The sequence below is a fragment of the Micromonospora sp. S4605 genome (assembly GCF_003176715.1).
GTDB lineage: Bacteria > Actinomycetota > Actinomycetes > Mycobacteriales > Micromonosporaceae > Micromonospora > Micromonospora echinaurantiaca.
The window spans coordinates 17,833-40,210 of record NZ_QGSW01000167.1 but is presented as its reverse complement, the minus strand read 5'-3'; the positions used below and the strand labels follow the sequence as shown (position 1 = coordinate 40,210).

The 22,378-nt window shown below is 73.9% G+C and carries 19 protein-coding genes; 9 read left to right on the top strand and 10 right to left on the bottom strand.

All coding sequences use genetic code 11. From position 1 onward, the window contains the following. The coding region (locus tag DLJ47_RS12320; protein WP_146228084.1) for a putative bifunctional diguanylate cyclase/phosphodiesterase at positions 1-1,523 on the top strand (1,523 nt) is incomplete at its 5' end. Between the two features lie 18 nt (positions 1,524-1,541). Here DLJ47_RS12320 and DLJ47_RS12315 read toward each other — a convergent pair. Then, positions 1,542-2,561 (bottom strand): LacI family DNA-binding transcriptional regulator, encoded by a 1,020-nt coding sequence (locus tag DLJ47_RS12315; protein WP_109900165.1) that lies wholly within the window; start codon positions 2,559-2,561, stop codon positions 1,542-1,544. Positions 2,562-2,759: 198 nt separating this feature from the next. Here DLJ47_RS12315 and DLJ47_RS12310 point away from each other — a divergent pair, with 198 nt between their 5' ends. The 3 genes from DLJ47_RS12310 (at position 2,760) to DLJ47_RS12300 (ending at position 5,512) form a co-directional block, all read left to right on the top strand. After that, complete coding sequence (locus DLJ47_RS12310) at positions 2,760-3,338, top strand: hypothetical protein (RefSeq protein ID WP_233257796.1); 579 nt, start codon at positions 2,760-2,762, stop codon at positions 3,336-3,338. A 135-nt stretch (positions 3,339-3,473) separates the two neighbouring features. Next, on the top strand, positions 3,474-3,812 hold the full coding sequence (locus DLJ47_RS12305) for an ArsR/SmtB family transcription factor (RefSeq protein WP_088995600.1): 339 nt from the start codon (positions 3,474-3,476) through the stop codon (positions 3,810-3,812). Then, positions 3,809-5,512: a SulP family inorganic anion transporter gene (locus DLJ47_RS12300; protein WP_109900164.1), complete on the top strand. Its 1,704-nt coding sequence runs from the start codon at positions 3,809-3,811 to the stop codon at positions 5,510-5,512. The genes DLJ47_RS12305 and DLJ47_RS12300 overlap by 4 nt, the downstream gene beginning before the upstream one ends. Before the next feature lie 169 nt (positions 5,513-5,681). Here DLJ47_RS12300 and DLJ47_RS12295 read toward each other — a convergent pair whose 3' ends face one another. From DLJ47_RS12295 to DLJ47_RS12270, 6 genes are read right to left on the bottom strand one after another with little or no spacing between them, the layout of a single operon-like run. After that, on the bottom strand, positions 5,682-6,425 hold the full coding sequence (locus DLJ47_RS12295; RefSeq protein ID WP_109900163.1) for a copper homeostasis protein CutC: 744 nt from the start codon (positions 6,423-6,425) through the stop codon (positions 5,682-5,684). Beyond that, positions 6,425-7,441 carry an asparaginase gene (locus tag DLJ47_RS12290; RefSeq protein ID WP_109900162.1) on the bottom strand — a complete coding sequence of 339 codons (1,017 nt, stop codon included), beginning with the start codon at positions 7,439-7,441 and terminating at the stop codon, positions 6,425-6,427. Before DLJ47_RS12290 ends, DLJ47_RS12295 begins: the two co-directional genes overlap by 1 nt. Then, the gene (locus tag DLJ47_RS12285) at positions 7,438-8,301 is read right to left on the bottom strand and encodes an amino acid ABC transporter permease (RefSeq protein ID WP_109900161.1); all 864 of its coding nucleotides are present in this window, start codon (positions 8,299-8,301) and stop codon (positions 7,438-7,440) included. The genes DLJ47_RS12290 and DLJ47_RS12285 overlap by 4 nt, the downstream gene beginning before the upstream one ends. Next, positions 8,298-8,942 carry an amino acid ABC transporter permease gene (locus tag DLJ47_RS12280; RefSeq protein ID WP_109900160.1) on the bottom strand — a complete coding sequence of 215 codons (645 nt, stop codon included), beginning with the start codon at positions 8,940-8,942 and terminating at the stop codon, positions 8,298-8,300. The genes DLJ47_RS12285 and DLJ47_RS12280 overlap by 4 nt, the downstream gene beginning before the upstream one ends. 15 nt (positions 8,943-8,957) lie before the next feature. Beyond that, positions 8,958-9,911, bottom strand: a complete 954-nt coding sequence (locus DLJ47_RS12275; protein WP_088995594.1) for a glutamate ABC transporter substrate-binding protein — start codon at positions 9,909-9,911, stop codon at positions 8,958-8,960. Positions 9,912-9,928: 17 nt separating this feature from the next. Further along, complete coding sequence (locus DLJ47_RS12270) at positions 9,929-10,657, bottom strand: amino acid ABC transporter ATP-binding protein (protein ID WP_109900170.1); 729 nt, start codon at positions 10,655-10,657, stop codon at positions 9,929-9,931. A gap of 192 nt (positions 10,658-10,849) precedes the next feature. Here DLJ47_RS12270 and DLJ47_RS12265 point away from each other — a divergent pair, with 192 nt between their 5' ends. Continuing rightward, the gene (locus DLJ47_RS12265) at positions 10,850-12,031 is read left to right on the top strand and encodes an ROK family transcriptional regulator (protein WP_199235808.1); all 1,182 of its coding nucleotides are present in this window, start codon (positions 10,850-10,852) and stop codon (positions 12,029-12,031) included. Between the two features lie 217 nt (positions 12,032-12,248). Here the strand turns inward: DLJ47_RS12265 and DLJ47_RS12260 are convergent, their stop codons facing one another. Together DLJ47_RS12260 and ilvD are read right to left on the bottom strand one after the other, a co-directional pair. Further along, a complete protein-coding gene (locus DLJ47_RS12260; RefSeq protein WP_109900158.1) occupies positions 12,249-12,959 on the bottom strand; it encodes a hypothetical protein in 711 nt (236 codons plus the stop codon). A gap of 57 nt (positions 12,960-13,016) precedes the next feature. Then, the gene (gene ilvD, locus DLJ47_RS12255; RefSeq protein ID WP_109900169.1) at positions 13,017-14,864 is read right to left on the bottom strand and encodes a dihydroxy-acid dehydratase; all 1,848 of its coding nucleotides are present in this window, start codon (positions 14,862-14,864) and stop codon (positions 13,017-13,019) included. A 128-nt stretch (positions 14,865-14,992) separates the two neighbouring features. On the opposite strand from ilvD, the gene DLJ47_RS12250 reads away from it, so the two are divergent. The 4 genes from DLJ47_RS12250 to ilvC all read left to right on the top strand — a co-directional run bounded on the left by DLJ47_RS12250 (position 14,993) and on the right by ilvC (position 21,145). Then, positions 14,993-17,392: a putative bifunctional diguanylate cyclase/phosphodiesterase gene (locus DLJ47_RS12250; protein ID WP_109900157.1), complete on the top strand. Its 2,400-nt coding sequence runs from the start codon at positions 14,993-14,995 to the stop codon at positions 17,390-17,392. 181 nt (positions 17,393-17,573) lie between these two features. Beyond that, positions 17,574-19,460: an acetolactate synthase large subunit gene (locus DLJ47_RS12245; protein WP_109900156.1), complete on the top strand. Its 1,887-nt coding sequence runs from the start codon at positions 17,574-17,576 to the stop codon at positions 19,458-19,460. An 81-nt stretch (positions 19,461-19,541) separates the two neighbouring features. Beyond that, positions 19,542-20,057, top strand: coding sequence for an acetolactate synthase small subunit (ilvN, locus tag DLJ47_RS12240; protein WP_088995589.1), 516 nt, complete (start codon positions 19,542-19,544; stop codon positions 20,055-20,057). Positions 20,058-20,131: 74 nt separating this feature from the next. Next, a complete protein-coding gene (ilvC, locus tag DLJ47_RS12235; RefSeq protein ID WP_109900155.1) occupies positions 20,132-21,145 on the top strand; it encodes a ketol-acid reductoisomerase in 1,014 nt (337 codons plus the stop codon). Between the two features lie 441 nt (positions 21,146-21,586). On the opposite strand, the gene DLJ47_RS12230 is transcribed toward ilvC, so the two are convergent. Next, on the bottom strand, positions 21,587-22,282 hold the full coding sequence (locus DLJ47_RS12230) for a hypothetical protein (RefSeq protein ID WP_146228083.1): 696 nt from the start codon (positions 22,280-22,282) through the stop codon (positions 21,587-21,589). Positions 22,283-22,378: the final 96 nt, after the last annotated feature.

Here is a 22,378-nt window from a genome sequence, read left to right as displayed (position 1 = left end):
TCACCGGCCCGATCCGGCTCGCCGTGGCGGCGGCCCTCGGTGCGCCGACCGCCTGCGCGCTCGTCACGCTGACCGAGGCCTACCGGTACGGCGGAGTGGGACGCTGCCAACAGGTCGGGGCGTCCAGCGTGCTCGGGCTGGCCGTGCTGGGCGCCGGGCACCAGCTCCGTGCCGGCGCGGCGGACCCGACGGCCGTCCTGCTCGCGCTCGCGGTGGTGCCGCCGCTGCTGCTCCGCGGACTGCTCGGGGCGCGGCCGGCCCCGGCCGACCCGCCGCCCGCCCGTGCGTCGGTGCCGGCCGACCGGGCGAAACTGGTGCGCGCCCTCGACGCGCTGCGGGACGCGCCCGCGCCGTCCGGGGCGCTGCTGGTCGTCGAACTGACCGGCGCCGCCGAGGGGCCCGGGTTCGCCGTCCGCGACGACGTGCTGACCGAGGCGATCCGCCGGGCCCGCGCGGTGCTCGGCCCCCGGGACCTGCTCGCCGAGCCGAGCGGCGCCGGGTTCGCCGTGCTCACCCCCGCCGGACCGGTCCTGGCGTACGCGCTGGGCAGCCGGTTGCTGGCCGCGCTCACCCAGCCCTACCAGGTGCCCGGGGCGGTGCTGCGGCTGCGGGCGAGCATCGGGCTGGCCGAGGTCGCCGGATCCGCGCCGGAGGACGTGTTGCGCCAGGCCGACCTGGCCCGGCGGCGGGCCGTCCAGCTCGGTCGGGACCGGGTCGAGTGGTACGACGCCTACCTGGAGGAACAGCTGGTCCGCCGGCTGGACCTGGAGCGGGAGCTACCGGGGGCACTCGCCCGGGGCGAGCTGGACCTGGTCTACCAGCCGGTGGTCGGGCTGGCCGACCGGCTGCCGGTGGGCGCGGAGGCGTTGCTGCGCTGGCGCAGCCCGGTTTTCGGCACGGTCCTGCCGGCCGAGCTGCTGCCGGTGGCCGAGGATCTGGGTCTCGTCGGTGAGGTGGGCTGCTGGGTGCTGGAGCGGGCCTGCCGCCAGCTCGCCGCCTGGTCGACCGGCGGCCGGGAGCTCTGGATGGCGATCAACGTCAGCGTCCCCGAACTCGTCTCGCCGGACTTCGTGCCGCGCACCGCGGCGGTGCTCGACGCGTACGGCGTGCCGCCGGACCGGCTGGTGGTCGAGGTGGCCGAGCCGCGGGTGGGCGCCGAGCTGCCGACCGTGGTGGCCCGGCTGGCCGGGTTGCGGTCGCTCGGCATCCGGACCGCCCTGGACGACTTCCGGGCCGAGCACGCCTCGCTCGCCCAGCTGCGCCGGCTGCCGATCGACCTGCTCAAGGTCGGCCCGGAGCTGGTCGACCCGGCGGACCCGGAGCGTCCGCTGATCGACGTGGTGGTGAACGTGGGCGACCGGCTGGGGCTGGAGATCGTCGCGGAGGAGCTGGAATCGGCAGCCCACGTCGACGGGGCGTGCCGGGCCGGCTGCCGGTACGGGCAGGGATTCGCGCTGGCCCGGCCGGCCACCGCGGAGCGGGTCGAGGCGTACTTCGAGGAGTTCCCGTCCGCGTTCCGCTGAGCCGCCACCGGTGTCGGTTCAGCCGTTCCGCGGCGGTGCGGTGCTCCCGCGCGGGGTGAGGTGTGCCGTCTCGTCCTGCAGCCCGGCCGGGTCGGCGCCGCCGATCACCGCCAGCAGCTGCCGGGCGGCGTGCGCGCCGTAGGCCGGGATGTCCCGGCTGAGCGCGGTCAGCGGCGGGTGCACCACCTGGCAGAGGGGCGAGTCGTCCCAGGCCACGATGGACAGGTCGGCGGGGACCGCCAGCCCCATCTCCTGGGCCGCCGACAGGCCGGCGATCGCCATCACGTCGTTGTCGTAGATCACCGCGGTCGGCCGGGCGGCGGAGCTGAGCAGCCGGCGGGTGGCCCGCGCGCCCTCCTCGCCGGTGTAGTCCGACGGCACGGTGACCGCGTCGGCGAGCCCGAGTCGCCGGCACGCCCGCTCGAACGCCTCGGTGCGGATCTCGGTGTGCAGCAGGTCGGGCAGGCCGCCGACCCGGGCGATCCGCCGGTGCCCGAGCGCGACCAGGTACTCCACCGTCTCCACCAGGGCGGCCGCGTCGTCGGACCAGACGCTGGCCAGCCGGCCGGTGCCGCCCGGGCCGCCGATCACCACCGCCGGCAGGCCGAGCTCCTCCAGCATGGGCACCCGGCGGTCGTCGGTGCGCAGGTCGCAGACGAGCACGCCGTCGACCCGGCGCTCACCCCACCAGCGCCGGTAGACCGCGATCTCGGCCGCCGGGTCGGCCACCACCTGGAGCGTGAGGGCGTACGACCGGGCGGCGAGTTCCGCCTCGACGCCGCTGATCAGCTCCATGAAGAACGGCTCGATGCCGAGCGTCCGGGCCGGGCGGCACAGGGCCAGTCCGACCGCCTCGGCGCTGGCTCCGGAGAGTGCCCGGGCCGCGCTGCTCGGGCTGAAGCCCATCTCGGCGGCGATGGCGAGGATCCGCTGGCGGGTGGCCGCGGAGACGCCGGGCTGGCCGTTCAGCGCGTACGACACCGCGCCCTTGGAGACCCCGGCCCGTCGGGCGACGTCGGCGATGGTCGGCCGCTTCACCGGCGTGCTCCTCCTCCCTCCCGCCCGGTGGCGGGACGGCGTGCTCCCTGCCCGCCCGTGGCGGGACCGCCCGCCCGGGGAGACGCGCCCGCCGGGCGGCCGGCGGAGATCACAACCGGATCGTACGGTGCCCATCACTCATCCGGTTAAGTCAACGTCTCTCGATCTCCGGGAGCATTTCCGGCATGCGGAGGTGAGATGAGACGGTCCTGGACACGGTGCCGCGCGTACGCCGACCGGCTGCTGACCGTCCAGCCCCGCGACGGCGGGCTGGCCCTGGTCGCGGTCAACGACGACGGGTCGCCGTGGCGGGCGGCGGTGTCGGTGACCCGGCTGACCCTGGCCGGACAGCCGCGGGCGAAGACCACGCTGGAGCTGGCCGTGCCGGCGTACGACTCGGTGACGCTGGCGCTGCCGGCGGAGCTGGCGCGGCCGGACGACGCCCGCGCCGAGCTGCTGGTCGCCGAGGCGGGCGAGCCGGCCGGCCGGGCGCTCTGGTTCTTCGCCGAGGACCGCGACGTCCGCTGGCCGGCGGCGCGGTGGGAGGCGCTGGTCGAGCCGGTGGACGGCGGGCAGCGGGTCCGGGTCACCGCCGCGACGGTGCTGCGTGACCTCAGTCTCTTTCCGGACCGGTTGGACCCCGCCGCCACCGTGGACGAGGCGCTGGTCACCCTGCTGCCGGGCGAGTCGGCGACGTTCACCGTCCGGTCGCCGGCGCCGCTGGACCCGGTGGCGCTGACCACCCGTCCGGTGCTGCGCTGCGTCAACGACCGGTAGGTCCGGATCCTGCCGGGAAGCGGCCCGCCGGGGCCCGTCCCGGCCGGATCGCGCCATCGACTTGAAAAATTCTGCAAGTGCTAAAGTCTTCAGGGTCGTACGGCGGGTGGCCGTGCGGCAGGGGGAGGCGACGGCGTGTCAGTGCCGCTGTACCAGGCGAAGGCCGAGCTGTTCCGCACGCTCGGGCATCCGGTGCGGATCCGGGTGTTGGAACTGCTCCAGGACGGGCCGAAACCGGTCCGCGACCTGCTCGCGGCCATCGACGTCGAGGCGTCCAACCTCTCCCAGCAGCTCGCCGTGCTGCGCCGGGCCGGCATGGTCAGCACCTGGCGGGACGGCTCCCTGGTCATGTACGCGCTCAGCACCCCGGACGTGGCCGACCTGCTCGCCGCCGGGCGGCGGATCCTCGGCGCGGTCCTCACCGACCGGGACGGGCTGCTCGGCGAGCTGCGGGCCGACGGGTCCGCCCGGTGACCGCCGCGCTCGTCCAGGTCCGCGACCGCCTGCTCGGCCTGCTGCCGCAGCCCGCCGACTGGCGGGCCGTGCGCCGCTCGCCCCGGCGGGACCTGCTCGCCGGGGTCACCGTGGCCGTGGTGGCGTTGCCGCTGGCCCTGGCCTTCGGCGTCACCTCCGGCCTGGGCGCCCAGGCCGGCCTGGTGACCGCGGTGGTCGCCGGCGCGGTCGCCGCCGTCTTCGGCGGTTCCAACCTCCAGGTCTCCGGCCCCACCGGGGCGATGACAGTGGTGCTGGTGCCGGTGGTGCAGCGCTTCGGCGCCACCGGCGTGCTGATGGTCGGGGCGATGGCCGGGCTGGTGCTGATCGCGCTGGCGCTGGCCCGCCTCGGCCGGTACGTCCGCTACCTGCCGGTCCCGGTCATCGAGGGGTTCACCGCGGGTATCGCGGTGGTCATCGCCCTGCAACAGGTGCCGGCCGCGCTCGGGGTGGCCGACGCGCACGGCGAGCGGGTCTGGGCGGTCGCCGCCGACGCGGTGGTCCGGTTCGCGGCGCACCCCGCGCCGGCGCCGCTCGCGGTGGCCCTCGGCGTCGCCGCGCTCATGCTGCTCGGCGCGCGGTGGCGTCCCGGCCTGCCGTTCTCGTTGATCGGGGTGGCGCTGGCCACCGTGCTCGCGGAGACCGTGCCGGTCGAACTGGCCCGGATCGGCGCGTTGCCCAGCGGGCTGCCGACGCCGTCGCTGAGCTTCCTCGACCCGGCCGCCATCGGGGTGCTGCTGCCGTCAGCGCTGGCGGTGGCGGCGCTGGCCGCACTGGAGAGCCTGCTCTCCGCCACCGTCGCCGACGGCATGACGGTCGGCGAGCGCCACGACCCCGACCGGGAGCTGTTCGGTCAGGGCCTGGCCAACCTGGCCGCGCCGGTGTTCGGCGGGATCCCGGCGACCGCCGCCATCGCCCGGACCGCGGTGAACGTGCGGGCCGGCGCGAGTTCGAAGCTGGCGTCGCTCACCCACGCCGTCGCGCTCGCCGCGATCGTGCTGGCCGCCGCTCCGCTGGTCGGCCGGATCCCGCTGGCCGCGCTGGCCGGCGTCCTGCTGGCCACCACTGTGCGGATGGTCGAGGCGGGTTCGCTGCGGGCGCTGGCCCGGGCCACCCGGGGCGACGCGCTGGTGCTCGTGCTCACCTTCACCGTCACCGTGGCGCTCGACCTGGTGACCGCCGTGGCGGTCGGGGTGGGCGTGGCCGTGGTGATCGCCCTGCGGGCGGTGGCCCGCACGGCCCGGGTGGAGCAGGTGCCGCTGGACCGGGGCGAGCACAGCGCCGAGGAGCACGCGCTGCTCGCCGACCACATCGTGGCCTACCGGCTGGACGGGCCGCTGTTCTTCGCGGCGGCGCACAACTTCCTGCTCCAGCTCTCCGACGTCGCCGACGTGCGGGTGGTCATCCTGCGGATGTCCCGGGTCTCCACCATCGACGCCACCGGCGCGCAGGTCCTCGGCGACGCCATCCTCCGGTTGCAGGGGCGCGGCATCACGGTGCTGCTCTCCGGGATCGCGCCCGGGCACGACCAGGTGCTGGCCGCCCTGGGGGTGGCCGACCAGTTGCGCCGCGACGGCCTGGTCTTTCCGGACACCCCCAGCGCCATCCGGCACGCCCGGTCCATCGCGCTCGCCGGTGACCGGACGGCCGAGGCCGCGCCCGCCGGCGCCACCGGTCGCTGACCGGGAAGCCGGCCGGCGGAACGGCTCGACAGCCGGATCTTGCCCCGGCGCCGCCGTGCTCGGTTGGGGCTCGCGGCGAACCCGATGGCGCCGGTCGGCGGAAAGACGACGATCCGGCGGGGGCGCCTCCCCGCCGGATCGTCCGGTAAGGCCTTCGGTGGCCGGGCGGTCAGCCGCGGGCCGCGGCGAGCACCTGGCCGACCAGCTCGCCGGAGGTGCCGGAGCGCTCGTACTCGGGCCGGTTCAGGGTGCCGCCCATCAGCGGGCGGGGGTTGCGGTGCACGGCGGGGCTGTCCGAGCTGACCAGCGCCGCGAAGTGGTACTCCCGCGCGCCGGTGGCCTCGATGATCCGGGCGATGTTGCGCGGGGTGATGCCCCCACCCGGCATGACGACGATGCGGTCGCCGGCCCGGCGGACCAGCTCGGCGATGAGCGGGGCCCCCTCCAGCACGCTCACCTCCTGACCCGAGGTCAGCACCCGGTGCACGCCCAGCTCGACGAGCTGCTCCAGCGCCTGGAACGGGTCCCGGACCATGTCGAACGCCCGGTGGAAGGTGATGCTGACGTCGCCGGCCGCCTCGATCAGCTTGCGGGTGGTGGGAACGTCGACGTCTCCCTCCGGGGTCAGCGCCCCGATCACCACGCCGTGCGCGCCGGCCGCGACGGCGGCCTGCACGTCGCGCACCATCGCGTCGACCTCGGCCGGCGAGTAGATGAAGTCACCGGCCCGGGGGCGGACGATGACGTGCACCCGGATCCGGTCCACGCTGCGCAGCGCGGTCTCGATGGTGCCGATGCTGGGGGTCAGCCCGCCGTCGAACAGTGCGGAGCAGAGCTCCACCCGGTCGGCGCCGGCCGCCTCGGCGGCGATCGCCCCCTCGACGCTGTCGATGCAGATCTCGAATGTCGTCATCAGTCTTCCTTCTCCGTGCGGGCCGGTCCCGCGGTCCAGTCGATGGCGGCGGTGACGGCGCCCACCGGTTCGCCCCCGCCGAGCACCGGCACCCGGCGCAGCTCCGGCGCGCCGTCGACCGCCGCGCCGGCCTCGGCCAGCGCGGCGAGCGCGATCACGGTGGTGGCGCGGGGGCTGCCGTCGATCGCCTTCACGGCGACCGCGTAGCCGTCGGGGGTCGCCACCCCCAGCACGCCCTCGGCGCCGCCCTTGGCGAGCACCCCGGGCAGCGCCCGCATGAGGTCGGTGTTCGGGTGGCCGTGCCACCCTCCGACGTGTTCCGGATGGCGGCGCATCGCCTCGGCCACCCGCGCCTCGGCGCTGCCCGGCTCCGCCGTGACGAGCGCCTGGAAGGTGCGGGCCAGCCCGGTCAGCGGCAGGCCGAACAGCGGCGCGCCGCAGCCGTCCACCGCCACGGTGCTGACCGGGGTGCCGGCCAGCCGCGCCACGGCGGCGGCGATCTCCCGCTGCACCGGGTGCGCCGGGTCGAGGTAGTCGGGCGTCGACCAGCCCCGGGCGACGGCGGCGACCAGCATGGCGGCGTGTTTGCCCGAGCAGTTCATCCGGATCCGGCTGCGCCGCTCGCCGGTGCGGATCAGCCGCTCCCGGGTGGCCTCGTCCTCCGGCCAGTCGACCGGGCAACCGAGCGCGTCCTCGGTCAGCCCGGCGGCGGTCAACAGCTCGCGTACCACTGCCACGTGCCGGTCGTCGCCGGTGTGGCTGCCGGCGGCGATGGCCAGGGCGGGCCCGGTCAGCACCCCGGCCAGCGGGGAGTCGGCGGCAGCCGTGGCGGTCAGGCAGGCCAGCGCCTGCACCGGCTTGAGGGTGGAGCGGGGCAGCACCGGCTCGTCGGGTACGCCGGCCCGCAGCGCGACGGCGCCGGTCGGGTCGAGCACCACGACGCTGCCGTGGTGCCGGCTCTCCACGAAACCGTTGCGGGTCACCCGGGCCAGTTCGGCGTACGGGCGGTCGGTCACCGGTTACCCCCTCGGGTGAGCACGGCCGGGTCCGGTCCGGCCGACCGGCCGCGGGCGGCGAACCGCCCGTTGCGGGCCTGCAGGACGCGGGCGAACTTCGACAGCGAGGCGTTGACCACCAGGTAGATCAGCGCCACCACCAGGAACGTCTGGATCAGCAGGTTGGTGTACGAGGCGAGCACCTGGCCGCTGTAGAGCAGCTCGGTGTAGCTGACCACGAAACCGAGCGAGGTGTCCTTGAGCAGCCCGACCAGCTGGCTGACCAGGGACGGGGTGAGCTGGAGCAGGGCCTGCGGCAGGACGACCAGCCGCATCACCTGCCCCCGGCGCAACCCGATGGCCAGGCCGGCTTCGGTCTGGCCCCGGTCCAGCGCCTTGATGCCGGCCCGGAAGATCTCGGCGAAGGCCGCCGAGTTGGAGATCACCAGCGGCACCACGAGCTTCCAGAACAGCGGGAAGTTCAGGCCGTACCGGGGGAGCGCGAAGAGCGTCACGTAGATCAGCAGCAGCGCCGGTACGGTCCGGAAGATCTCCACGTACGCGCCGGCCAGCCACCGTACCGGCCGGTGCGCCGACAGCCGGCCGAGCGCGAGCAGCAGCCCGAGCACGGAGCTGAGCACGGCGGTCGCCGCGGCGGCGAGCAGGGTGTTCCAGAGCGCGTCGAGCAGGTAGCGCCAGATCGGCCAGGTGGTGAAGGGCTGCCACCGGTCGGCGGCGAGTTCGCCGTAGCTGGCGAACCGGTGCACCGCCCAGGCGAGCCCGCCGAGGACGGCGAGCGCGCCCAGCACGGTGGCGATCCGGATCCGGCGCTGGGCGCGCGGGCCCGGCACGTCGAAGAGGATCTGCTGGTTCGAGCTCATCGGACGATCGCCAACCTTCGTTCCAGCGTGCCGGTGACCCGACCGATCAGCAGCGCCAGCAGCATGTAGGCCAGGCCGGCGCCGGTGAAGACGGCGATCGGCTGGGCCTCGACGAGGTTGACGTTGTTGGCGGCCTGGGTCAGCTCGACCACCCCGACCGCGGCGGCCAGCGAGGTGTTCATCAGCAGCGCGATGCAGATGTTGCCCATCGGCTGAATCACCGCGCGCAGTCCCTGCGGCAGGATGACGTACCGCAGGGACTGGCTGAAGGTGAGCCCGATGGCGCGGGCCGCCTCGGCCTGCCCCACCCCCACCGTGTTGATCCCGGCGCGGATCGCCTCGGCCAGGTACGCCCCCTCATAGGCGGCGAGCACGATGGCCGCCGAGGTGAACAGCGGGAACGTGATGCCGATCGTGGGCAGCGCGAAGACGAAGAGCACCAGCAGGGCCAGCAGCGGCAGGTTCTGCAACACCTCGACGTAGACCATGCCGACGGTGCGCAGCAGCGGCACCGGGCAGACCCGCAGGGTCGCCACGACGACGCCGAGCAGCAGCGCGCCGAGGGTGGTCACGACGGTCAGCTGGACCGTCGTGACCAACCCGTGGCCGAGTTCGTCGAGGTGGGCGGTGAGGGCGTCCATGGCGGTTGGGGGTCCTCAGGAACCTTCGACGGAGCCGATCGCCGGCGGGGTCGGGGTGCCACCCTCCACCACCGAGCCGAGGGTGCTCTCCCAGACCTTGGCCCAGGTGCCGTCCGCCTGGATCTTCTTGAGCCAGTTGTTGACGAACTCCTTGAACTGGGCGTCCTCCCGGTTCAGGCCGATGCCGTACGCCTCGGTGGTGAACGGCTCGCCGACCACCTTCATCCCCGGGTTCGCCTTGGCGCCCGAGGCGAGCAGGGTGAAGTCCTGCACGTAGGCGTCGCCGCGCTTCTGCAGCAGCGCCTGCACGGCCTGCGGGTCGGTGGCGAACGCGACCTGCTTCGAACCGGGGGCGGCGGTGGGCAGCGCGGTGACCGCCGGGGTGTTCGCGCCGACGATGACGGTCTTGCCGGCCAGGTCCTGGACGCCCTTGATGCCGGTCTCGTCCTTGCGGACCGCCACGGCCAGGCCGGAGGTCAGGTACGGCCCGGCGAAGGCGACCTGGGTGGCCCGCTGCGGGGTGATCGTGTAGGTCTGGAAGACCGCGTCGACCGACTTGGCCTGGAGCATCGCCTCCCGGGTCTGGGTGCCGATGGTCACCGTCTTCACCTCGGGCTTGCCGATGATGTACTTGGCCAGCAGCTTGGCCATGTCGGCGTCGAAGCCCTCGATCTCGCCGGTGACCGGGTTCTGCTGGGACAGCAGCGGGGCGTCCAGCGAGCCGCCGACGTTCAGGTAGCCGCGCTTGCGGATCATGTCCATGGTGGAGCCGGCCGGGATCTCGGCGTCGGACGCCACCGGGGCGGCGTCGAACACCGACTGGGCCACCTTCTCGCCGCCGGACTTGCCGGGCAGGGTCGGGGCCGAGCCGCCGTCGCCGCAGCCGGCGGCCGCGAGCGCGACGGTCACCGCCGTCGCGGCCACGGTCAGCGCGCGGCGTCGCGTGAAGCTCGTGTGGAGAAACGACATGCCACCCTCCTCGGGGGTCAGTGCTGGAGGATCTTGGAGAGGAAGTCGCGCGCCCGTTCGGTGCTGGGGGCGGCGAAGAACTCGTCGGGGGTGCCGGACTCGACGATCCGGCCGTCGTCCATGAAGACGACCCGGTCCGCGGCGCGGCGGGCGAAGCCCATCTCGTGGGTCACCACGATCATGGTCATCCCCTCCGCGGCGAGGGAGACCATCACGTCCAGGACCTCGTTGACCATCTCCGGGTCCAGGGCCGAGGTCGGCTCGTCGAAGAGCAGCACCTTCGGCCGCATGGCCAGCGCCCGGGCGATCGCCGCCCGCTGTTGCTGGCCGCCGGAGAGCTGCGCCGGGTAGTGGTCGGCCTTGTCGGCGATGCCGACCCGGTCGAGCAGGGCCAGCGCCTGCTCGCGCGCCTCGGCCTTGGACACCCGCCGGACGCGTACCGGGCCGAGCGTGACGTTGTCCAGCACGGTCCGGTGGCCGAACAGGTTGAACGACTGGAAGACCATGCCGACGTCGGCGCGCAGCCGGGCGAGCTTGCGTCCCTCGGCCGGCAGCGGTTCGCCGTCGATCTCGATGCTGCCCGCGCCGGCGACCTCGAGGCGGTTGAGGCAGCGGCAGAGCGTCGACTTGCCGGACCCGGACGGGCCGATCACGACCACCACCTCGCCGGCGGCCACTGTCAGGTCGACGTCCTTGAGCACGTGCAGCGGGCCGAACCACTTCTGCAGGCCGCGGACGGCCACCATCGGCCGGTCCGGGCGGGTGGGCCCGCTCCGGCCCGCGAGGTCGGGTGCCGCCGTCGGTGCCACAGCTCGCCTCACTTTCTACGACGTCCGAACAAAGTTACGCACTTCTCGAATCAACGGGGCCATCTAATGCGAGAGCACAAACTAAGTCAACAGCTTGCCGGAAGAAAGTTCGGATGCTATGAACCTCGCGTGACGATTGACGACGCCCCGCGTGACGGCCTACGCGGCGGTCCACGGGAGCTGCTCCGGTTGGTGGCCAGCGGAGCGGCGGTCAGTCGTGCGGATCTCGCCCGGCTCTCCGGGCTCTCGCCGTCCACCGTCTCGCAGCGGGTCGAGGCGCTGATCAGCGAAGGGTTGCTCCAGGAGACGGGCGCCGGGAAGTCCCGCGGCGGCCGTCGGCCCCGGCAGCTAGCGGTGCCCACCGGCGGTGCGCTGATCGGGGCGATCGACCTGGGCGCGCACCATGCCCGGCTCGGCACCCTCGACCTCACCGGGCGGGTCGTCGAGGCCCGCACCCGGCCGGTACGCATCGAGGACGGGCCGGAGGCCGTGCTCGGCGCGCTGCTCGACGAGGTCGCCGCGCTGACGCCCGCCGCCACGGTGCCCGGCCAGCGCGGCGGTGCCGCCGGCAGCGGGCTACGCGGCATCGGCATCGGCATCCCCGGCCCGGTCCAGTACGACACCGGCCGGATCGTCAGCCCCTCCCGGATGCCCGGCTGGAACGGCTTCGACGTCCGCGAGTTCTGCGCCCGCCGGACGGACGTGCCGGTGGTGGTGGACAACGACGCCAACCTGATGGCGCTCGGCGAACACCGGGCGGTGCACGCCGACCTCGACCATGCGATCTACGTCAAGGCCGGCACCGGGATCGGCGCCGGCGTCATCTCCGGCGGCCGGCTGCACCGGGGGGCCCAGGGCTCCGCCGGTGACATCAGCCATTGCCGGGTGGTGGCCGATCCCGGGCCGCTGTGCAGCTGCGGCAACACCGGCTGCCTGGAGGCGGTGGCCAGCGGCGCGGCCCTGGTCGCGGCGTTGTGCGAGCAGGGCGTACCGGTCGAGGACCTGACCGGCGTGATGCGGCTGATCGACGACGGCGACCGGCACGCCACCGCGCTGGCCCGCCGGGCCGGCCGGTCGATCGGCGAGATCCTCGCGGTCGTGGTCAACTTCTTCAACCCGCAGGTCGTCGCCATCGGCGGCCGGCTCGCCGAGTGCGAGCCGCTGCTGGCCAGCATGCGGGCCACCCTCTACGAGCGGTGCCTGCCGCTGGCCACCCAGGCGCTGCTCATCGAGCGGGTCGTCACCGGCCCCGACGTCGGCATCATGGGCGCGGCGCAGTTGGTCGTCGACCGCGTCGTCGACCCCGCCTGACGGCTCCAGGCCCTGCCACCCGAGGGGACCCCGGCGGCTGGCCCGCGACTGCCGGGCGAGATCCACTCGATGTGCGGGCTACCGGACGGGCGTGTCGTCCCGGGTCGGCAAGCTGCCCAGCGGGCGTGATACCCGCAGAGGCATTGTGATGACTGTGCGGTATCAGGTCGTTCGTGCGGCCCATCGCGCCGGGATGTCGACGCAGCCGGACGCGTCCTTAGTCCGGCAAGGCGCCCAGCCCGGCCAGCAGCTCCATCCGTTCCCCGGCGGTGAGCACCGCGTAGACCGGCTCGTCGAGGCGGTTCGTCTCAACCTCGATCGCCCGCCGCGCCGGCCCGTCGGGCAGCCCCCTGATCTCGTCCACGGTCAGCCCGGCCGCCCGCCACGCCGCCCGGTGGGCGTCGCCACGGTGATGGCGCAGCGCACCCAGCCGCGAGGTCAGCCGCAGCGCCGGCGAGGCGTCCGCCGGCTCGTGGACCGGGGCCATCGCCCGGAATCCGGGCCCGCCGGTGGCCAGCCCGTGCGTCAGCAGCCGGCCGACCAGGTCGGCGAGCCGGGGCACCGCGGCCGGGCCGGGCAGGTACGCCGGCGCGGCCGCCCACCGTTCCTCGGCCGCCTCGGCGGTCATCCGCTGCACGGCCGTCGCCAGCTCCCGCCCGAGCCCGGTGAGCCGCCAGGCGCCGTCGGCGTCCACCTCGGCCACGCCCTGCGCCAGCTCGGCGCTCATGTCCGCGCCGACATAGACCAGCACGTCGTCGAGCGCCCGGGCCGGCATCGGCCGCGCCAGCAGCCCGAAGTTGAAGCTCACCTCGAACCCGGGCCGCAGCCCGCGCTCGGCGTAGTAGGCGGTGATCCGGTCCCGGGCGGCCTGCCGGGCGCCCAGGTACACCCGGTCGACGACCGGTCGGATCAGCCCCGCGTAGCTCATGATCGCCCACCCCCGACGCCGGACCATACCGGCGCCGGAGGGTGGCGTGGGGGCCGGCTACTCCGGGACGCGGCGGTAGGCGCCGTCGCTGGCCGAGGTGGCCATCGACGCGTACGCGCGCAGCGCCGCCGACACCGGCCGCTGCCGGTCGGCCGGGGTGTACGGGCGGTCCCGCTTCTCCTCGGCGACCCGGCGGGCCTGCAGGACGTCCTCGGGCACGTTCAGCTCGATCGACCGGCCCGGAATGTCGATCACGATCTCGTCGCCCTCCCGGACCAGCGCGATCAGCCCGCCGGAGGCCGCCTCGGGCGAGACGTGCCCGATGGAGAGCCCGGAGGTGCCGCCGGAGAACCGGCCGTCGGTGAGCAGCGCGCAGGCCCGGCCCAGCCCCCGGCCCTTCAGGAACGAGGTGGGGTAGAGCATCTCCTGCATGCCGGGGCCGCCCTTCGGCCCCTCGTAACGGATCACCACCACGTCACCGGCAACGACCCGCTTGTTGAGGATGGCCTCGACGGCGGCGTCCTGGGACTCGTAGACCTTGGCCGGGCCGCGGAAGGTCAGGCACTCCTCGGGCACGCCGGCGGTCTTCACCACGCAGCCGTCCGGCGCCAGGTTGCCGTGCAGGATGGCCAGCCCGCCGTCGGCCGAGTACGCGTGCTCGCGGTCCCGCACGCAGCCACCGGCCGCGTCGGTGTCCAGCGACGACCAGCGGTTGGCGGTGGAGAACGGCTCGGTGGTACGCACCCCGCCCGGGGCGGCGTGGAACAGCTCGACCGCCTCCGGCGTCGCCGAGCCGCCCCGGACGTCCCAGTCGGCCAGCCAGCGTTCCAGGCTGGGGGAGTGCACCGCGTGCACGTCCCGGTGCAGCAGCCCGGCCCGGTCGAGCTCGCCGAGGATGGCCGGGATGCCGCCGGCCCGGTGCACGTCCTCCATGTGGTACTGCGGCGAGTTCGGGGCGACCTTGGCCAGGCACGGCACCCGCCGGGAGATGGCGTCGATGTCGGCCACGCCGAAGTCCAGCTCGGCCTCGCGGGCGGCGGCGAGCAGGTGCAGCACTGTGTTGGTCGAGCCGCCCATCGCCACGTCCAGCGCCACCGCGTTCTCGAACGCGGCCCGGGAGGCGATCGCGCGGGGCAGCACCGAGGCGTCGTCGCCGTCGTACCACCGCTTGGCGATCTCCACGACGGTGCGGCCGGCCTCGACGAAGAGGGAGCGGCGCGCGGCGTGGGTGGCCAGCGTCGAGCCGTTGCCCGGCAGCGCCAGCCCGATCGCCTCGGTGAGGCAGTTCATCGAGTTGGCGGTGAACATGCCCGAGCAGGAGCCGCAGGTGGGGCAGGCGGAGCGCTCGATGGCGCCGAGCTGGTCGTCGGTGACCGCCTCGTTGGACGAGGCGATCATCGCGTCGATCAGGTCGATCTTGCTGTGCACGACCCCCTCGATCGCCACCGTCTTGCCGGCCTCCATCGGACCGCCGGAGACGAAGACGGTCGGGATGTTGAGCCGCAGCGCGGCGAGCAGCATGCCCGGGGTGATCTTGTCGCAGTTCGAGATGCAGACCAGGGCGTCCGCGCAGTGCGCGTTGACCATGTACTCCACCGCGTCGGCGATCAACTCCCGGCTGGGCAGCGAGTAGAGCATGCCGCCGTGCCCCATCGCGATGCCGTCGTCGACCGCGATGGTGTTGAACTCCCGCCCCACCCCGCCGGCCTCGGCCACCGCGTCGGCGACCAGGCCGCCGAGGTCCTTGAGGTGCACGTGACCGGGTACGAACTGGGTGAAACTGTTGGCGATGGCGACGATCGGCTTGCCGAAGTCGTCGTCGGTCATCCCGGTGGCCCGCCAGAGGGCCCGGGCGCCGGCCATCGTCCGACCGTGCGTGGAGGTCTTCGACCGCAGCTCAGGCATGACCACCAGTGTGGCACCGCCACCGCACCGGCCGGCGGGCGCGCGGGCCGTGTCCCAACAGTTGCGCACCCGGTCCCCCACGGGGAGCGCTCATCCGGCAGAGTTGAGACGTGCATCTCCCCCCGGGCATGGTCGCGGTAGCGGTGCTGAGCGGCCTCGTGACCGCCTCGGCCGCGGTGCTGCTGGCCGCCACCGCCCGGTGGAGCGCCGCCCCGCGGCGCCCGGCCCACCTGCTCTTCGCCGCCGCCGGGGCGGTGGCGGTGGCGACCGTGCTGGTCGGCGTCGCCGAGGTGTTCGACGCGGCCGCGCACTGGGAGCACGAGCAGGGCGCCCGCACCGACTGGGCCACGCTGGTCTCGGTCGGCACCGCGGCCGCCGGGCTGCTCTTCTGCGCCGGGCTGCTCCGCCTGCCCGGCGTCGCCCCGACCGGCGCGGCGGCCGCCCGGCTGGTCCTCGACGGGCTGATCATGGCGGGCGCGCTCTGGTTCGTCGGCTGGGTGCTCTGCACCGAGCCGACCCGGCTGCTCGGCGACGCCACCCCGATGGCCTGCCCGGCGATCCTGATCGCCACGGTGGCCGCGGCACTGACCGCCGGGGTGGCCCTCATCGTGGTCTTCCGCGCGCCGCAGTCGCGCGCCCGACTCGCCGCCGCCGGCGCCGGCGCCATCGCGCTGACCTGTGGCGGGATGGGCATGGCGACCGGTCTCTGCCAGGCCGGGCCGGCGGTGGCGGTGATCTCGACGGCGCTGCTCGCCGCCGGTGCGCTCACCGGGGCGCTGGCGCTGCGCCGGGTCGACCCGCCGGACCGGGCCGACCTCGACCTGATCGGCCGCGACGGCGAGTACGCCCTGCTCCCGATCGTCGCGATGGCCGCCTCCGCGGTCTACCACCTGTCGCAGGACGGGCGGTTCGGCGCGCTGGCCGTCGCGGCCGGCAGCGTCGAGGGCTTCGCCCTGGTGACCCGGCAGTTCCTGACCCTGCACGACGTGCGCGGCTACGCCGGCCGGCTGGCCGAGCGGGAGGCGCACTTCCGCGAGCTGGCGCACACCGACGCGCTCACCGGGCTGGCCAACCGGCGCGGGCTGCTCCGCGCGCTGCACCGCTGCGCCGCGGCCGGCACCCCGTGCGTGCTGCTCGGCCTCGACCTGGACGGCTTCAAGAACGTCAACGACATGCGCGGCCACGACGTGGGCGACGCGGTGCTGGCCGAGGTGGGCCGGCGGCTGCGCGGCAACCTGCGCCCCGGCGACGTGGCCGCCCGGCTCGGCGGGGACGAGTTCGCGGTGCTGATGCACGGTCGCCCGGCCGAGGCGGACCGGGTCGCCGAGCGGCTGCTCGGTGTGCTCGGCCGCGCCTACGACCAGCCCGAGGGGCCGGTCTTCCTCTCGGTGAGCATCGGGCTCGCCGGCTGGGCCGGGGAGCCCGACGTGGAGCTGCTCCAGCGCCACGCCGACCTGGCGCTGCGGCACGCCAAGCAGCGCGGCAAGAACCGGATCGAGCGCTACGACGCGGCCTACGACCAGCTGCTGCGCCGGCGTACCACGCTGGAGCACGAGCTGCGCGGCGCGATCGAGCGCGACGAGCTGCGGCTGGTGTTCCAGCCGGTCGCCTCGCTGCCCTCGGTGCGCCCGGTCGGGGCGGAGGCGCTGCTGCGCTGGCACCACCCGCAACTGGGCAACGTCCGCCCGGACGAGTTCATCCCGCTGGCCGAGGAGTGCGGGATGATCGCCAAGCTCGGCGCCTGGGTGCTGCACCAGGCGTGCCACCAGCTCTCCCGCTGGCTGGCCGACGGGCACGACGTCTGGGTGTCGGTGAACGTCTCGCCACGTGAACTGCACGCCCCGGAGTACGTGGTGCAGGTGGCCGAGGCGTTGCGCGCCCACCACGTCCCGCCGCAGCGGCTGGTGCTGGAGGTCACCGAGCACGCCGTGGCCACCGACCTCGACGAGCTGATCCGCCGGCTGACCGCGCTGCGGCTGACCGGGGTGCGGATCGCGCTGGACGACTTCGGGGCCGGCTACTCGTCGCTCGGTCAGCTGCGCCGCCTGCCGATCGACATCCTCAAGATCGACCACAGCCTGGTCGCCGAGCACGAGCCGGTCCGGCCGGTGGGGCGGGACGGTCCGGCGTTCGCGCCGATGGTCGACATCGTGATGCGGCTCGGCCACCAGCTCGGCCTGGAGGTGATCGCCGAGGGGGTGACCACGCCGACCGAGCTGGCCGCGGTGGTCGCCGCCGGCTGCCGGTTCGGCCAGGGCGCGCTCTGCGGCTGGGGCGTACCGGCCGAGCACCTGGAGGCGATGCTGGAGGCGGCCACCTCGCCGGGCGCCCGCCCGGCCCGGCCGCCCGCGCCGTTCCCGACCCCGCCGGTGGTCGGGCCGGTCCGGCCGCCCGCCCCGCGCCCGGCTGAGGCCGCGTCCGGGCAGGTCGGGCCGGGTGCGACAGGCGTGTCGGGCGGCGACGCGCCGAGATCCGTTAACCAACATGTGGGATCAGTTGACTCATCGCGTGAGATGCGTCAGGCTTGACCCCATGTCCCGGTCGCTGCGAGTACTTACCTGAGCGCACTCTCCTCCGCTGAGAGTGCGCTGGCCCCGTGCATCCTGCACGAGGGCTTTTTTGTTGCCATCGAAACCCGTCGGAGCGGGCCCCGCCCGCGTTTCACTGCTTGAAGAGCCTCACCCACTCCAGCCGAAGGCCCGAACCGCCATGACCAGACCCACGCCAGAAACACTCGCCCACTCCGCCCGGCGGGCGCGCGCGGCCGCCGAGCCGGCGAGCGACGCCGACCACGCCGCGGCCGCCCGCGCCGCGGCCACCCCGGCCGTTCCGGGGGTACGCACACCCGCCCCGGCCCAGGTCTCCGGCGCCGGTTCGCTGGTGCGCTCGCTCGAGGCGCTCGGCGTGGACGTCGTCTTCGGCATCCCGGGCGGCGCGATCCTGCCCGCCTACGATCCGCTCTACGACTCCACCGTCCGGCACATCCTGGTCCGGCACGAGCAGGGCGCCGGGCACGCGGCGACCGGTTACGCGCAGGCCACCGGCAAGGTCGGCGTCTGCATCGCCACCTCCGGCCCCGGCGCGACCAACCTGGTCACGCCGATCGCCGACGCGTACATGGACTCGGTGCCGGTGGTCGCGATCACCGGCCAGGTGGCCCGGCCGTCGATCGGCACGGACGCCTTCCAGGAGGCGGACATCCAGGGCATCACCCTGCCGATCACCAAGCACAACTTCCTGGTGCAGAACGCCGACGAGATCCCGCGGGTGCTGGCCGAGGCGTTCCACCTGGCGGCCACCGGCCGGCCCGGCCCGGTGCTGGTCGACATCCCGAAGGACGTCCTCCAGGCGGCCACCACGTTCACCTGGCCGCCGACGCTGGACCTGCCGGGCTACCGGCCGACCCTGCACCCGCACGGCAAGCAGATCCGGGAGGCGGCCCGGCTGATGACCGCCGCCCGGCGGCCGGTGCTCTACGTCGGCGGCGGCGTGCTCAAGGCCGGCGCCACCGAGGGGCTGCGCCGGCTGGCCGAGTTGACCGGCATCCCGGTGGTCACCACCCTGATGGCGCTCGGCGCGTTCCCCGACTCGCACCCGCAGCACCTCGGCATGCCGGGCATGCACGGCACGGTCGCCGCGGTCTACGGGTTGCAGAAGGCCGACCTGATCGTGGCCCTCGGCGCGCGCTTCGACGACCGGGTCACCGGCAAGCTGGACTCGTTCGCCCCGGACGCGACGGTGGTGCACGCCGACATCGACCCGGCCGAGATCGGCAAGAACCGGCACGCCGACGTGCCGATCGTCGGTGACGCCCGGCACGTGATCGACGAGCTGATCAGCGCGGTGACGGCGGAGCAGGAGGCCGGCCGGCGCGCCGACCTGGCCGACTGGTGGGCCCAGCTCGACGACCTGCGCAAGCGCTACCCGCTGGGCTACGAGGAGCCGGCCGACGGCACGCTCTCCCCGCAGTACGTGATCAAGCGGCTGGGCGAGATCGCCGGTCCGGACGCCATCTACGTCGCCGGCGTCGGCCAGCACCAGATGTGGGCCTCGCAGTTCATCTCGTACGAGAAGCCGCACACCTGGTTGAACTCCGGCGGCCTCGGCACGATGGGCTACGCGGTGCCGGCGGCGATGGGCGCCAAGGTCGGCCGGCCCGACACGGTGGTCTGGGCGGTGGACGGCGACGGCTGCTTCCAGATGACCAACCAGGAGCTGGCCACCTGCGCCCTGGAGGGCATCCCGGTCAAGATCGCCTTGATCAACAACGGCAACCTCGGCATGGTGCGGCAGTGGCAGACCCTGTTCTACGGGGAGCGCTACTCCAACACCGACCTCGGCACCCACAAGCACCGCATCCCCGACTTCGTGAAGCTCGCCGAGGCGCTCGGCTGCGTCGGGCTGCGCTGCGAGACGGCCGAGGACGTCGACCGGACCATCGCCGCCGCCATGGAGATCAACGATGCCCCGGTGGTGATCGACTTCGTGGTCGGCAAGGACGCGATGGTGTGGCCGATGGTCGCCGCCGGCACCAGCAACGACGAGATCATGTTCGCCCGCGGCGTCCGCCCGGTCTTCGACGAGGACGATGTCTGACATGAGTGGGCGAAGCGAACGAATCATCAAGCTCAGTCGACGTGGTCGCCGTGGCGCGACCGAGCGAAGCGAGGTCGTGGCATGACGATGCACACGCTGTCGGTGCTGGTGGAGAACAAGCCGGGTGTCCTGGCCCGGGTCTCCGGACTCTTCTCCCGGCGCGGTTTCAACATCGACAGTCTCGCCGTCGGCGAGACGGAGAATCCGGACGTCTCCCGGATCACCATCGTGGTCAACGCCGAGTCCTCGCCGCTGGAGCAGGTCACCAAGCAGCTCAACAAGCTGGTGAACGTGCTCAAGATCGTCGAGCTGGATCCGCAGGTCTCGGTGGCCCGGGAACTGCTGCTGGTCAAGGTGCGGGCCGACCGCACCGCCCGGGCCCAGGTGCTGGAGACGGTGAACCTGTTCCGGGCCCGGGTGGTCGACGTGGCGCCGGACACGCTGACCATCGAGGCCACCGGCACGCCGGACAAGCTCGACGCGCTGCTGCGCGATCTCGAACCCTTCGGCATCAAGGAAATGGTCCAGTCCGGCTTGGTGGCGATCGGGCGCGGCTCGCGGTCGATCACCGCCGGGCCGGCGCTGCGGGCCGCCTGAGGCGGCCCTGCCGCCCGCTGACAACAAACGATCCACGACGGGCCGCCCGGGCCGCCGTACGCGAAAGGGAAGTCATGAGCGTTGAGGTGTACTACGACGACGACGCCGACCTCGGCCTGATCCAGGCCAAGAAGGTCGCGGTGATCGGCTACGGCAGCCAGGGCCACGCCCACGCGCTGTCGCTGCGCGACTCCGGGGTCGACGTGGTGATCGGCCTGCCGACCGGCTCGAAGAGCCGGGTCAAGGCCGAGGAACAGGGGCTGCGGGTGGTCACCCCGGCCGAGGCGGCGGCCGAGGCCGACGTGATCATGCTGCTCGCGCCGGACACCGTGCAGCGCACCCTGTACGCGGAGTCGATCGCGCCGCACCTCGCCCCGGGCAAGGCGCTCTTCTTCGGGCACGGCTTCAACATCCGGTACGACCTGATCAAGCCGCCGGCCGAGGTGGACGTGGCGATGGTGGCCCCGAAGGGCCCGGGTCACCTGGTCCGCCGGCAGTACGTCGACGGCAAGGGCGTGCCCTGCCTGGTCGCCGTCGAGCAGGACGCGTCCGGTTCGGCGTTCGCGCTCGCCCTGTCGTACGCCAAGGGCATCGGCGGCACCCGCGCCGGCGCGATCCGGACCACCTTCACCGAGGAGACCGAGACCGACCTCTTCGGCGAGCAGGCGGTGCTCTGCGGCGGCGCGGCCGCCCTGGTGCAGACCGGCTTCGAGGTGCTCACCGAGGCCGGCTACGCCCCGGAGATCGCCTACTTCGAGTGCCTGCACGAGCTGAAGCTCATCGTCGACCTGATGTACGAGGGCGGCATCGCCCGGATGCGCTACAGCGTCTCCGACACCGCCGAGTACGGCGACCTCTCCCGCGGCCCGCGGGTCGTCGACGCCCGGGTCAAGGAGGAGATGCGCAAGATCCTCTCCGAGATCCAGTCCGGCGAGTTCGCCCGCGAGTGGATCGCCGAGGACGACGCCGGCCGGCCGAACTTCGCCAAGTGGCGGGCCGAGGGCGCGGCGCACCCGATCGAGGAGACCGGCCGGAAGCTGCGCGGCATGATGAGCTGGGTCGACCGCCCGATCACCGAGACCGCCTGAGCGTCGGGTAGCCCGACGGGTTCGCGCCCGGTGCTCTCCCCGGCACCGGGCGCGAACCGCTTGGAGACGCTGAGGACGTCAGGGACACCGCCGACCGGGACGGAGCCCGGGGCTGGCCGCGAGAGGAACCGGCCGGTACACGGTCCGCCCCGAGCGAGCGGACCGGCGCTGCCACCCCACAGGGTGGCTGACCCGGTTGCCAACGGAATCGGCCGCGAAGGCGAGCACCGCCGCTGCGGGCCAGCCACCGCTCCACTCGCAGTAGTCTCGGCCGGCGTGTCGCAGCGCCCACCGTCCGTTGCCGTCGGTGACCAGTCGATATTCGCCGATCCGCGACCGCCGCATCGCGTGCCCGGCCCGCCGACGCCGGTTCGATGACGCTCTACGTTGGTTCATGGTCCCTCCCTTGTAGGGGGAGGCCCCGACGAGCGGGGCCTCCCGTCAACGCGCGGTGGCGCCTGCTCGCGCCAGTGATCGCAGGAACTCGTTCAGCTCGGCGTCGTCGGCATCGCCGGCGGCGACCTTCGCCGCCAGACGCCGGACAGCGGGGGGCATCTCCCGCCGCTGGGTGCGCGGGCGCTGGCGCGGCTGGTCCGGACGCCCGGCCCGGGCCTGCGCCGCGAGCTCGGAACCGATCTGCGACTTCCGGTTCCGACGGGTCCGGTTGTCCTCGGCCAAGGCCTCGCGGATCGCCTCGCGGAACCCGGTCTTGAAGGTGCGCACCAGCCAGCGCCATCCGTTCCGGACCTTCCGGACCGCGTACGGAACGAGGTGCTCGGCCAGGTAGCCGATGAGCAGGGTCCAGGTGATGGCGCCCTTGTCGTCGGCCTGCTCGCCGAAGCCGACGACACCGGTGACGATCGCCATCGCCGCCAGCCCGAACACGGTCGGCAGGCTGGTCAGGTTGGCCAGGCCGGCGGTCGGCTGCGGCTCGGCCCCGCCGGTGAGCCGCCGGACAGCCTGGCCACTGCCCCAGGCGATGAGCGTTCCCAGGGCCAGAGAGAGCCAGACGCCAGCGGGCTCGGCGGGGACCACGACAGCCGCCACGGTCCAACAGCCGGACGTGGCGACCCAGATCTGCAGGCAGATCGGGCGATGACGGCGCTTCTGTTTGCGGTTAAGCTTGTCTTTCGGCATGTTGGGCTCCCAAGGCTGTGACGTGCCGAGAAGGTGAGGGGGGCCGGCGGGCGTGCCGGTCCCCTTTCTTCTTCTTCACGGTCTCGGACGTGAGGT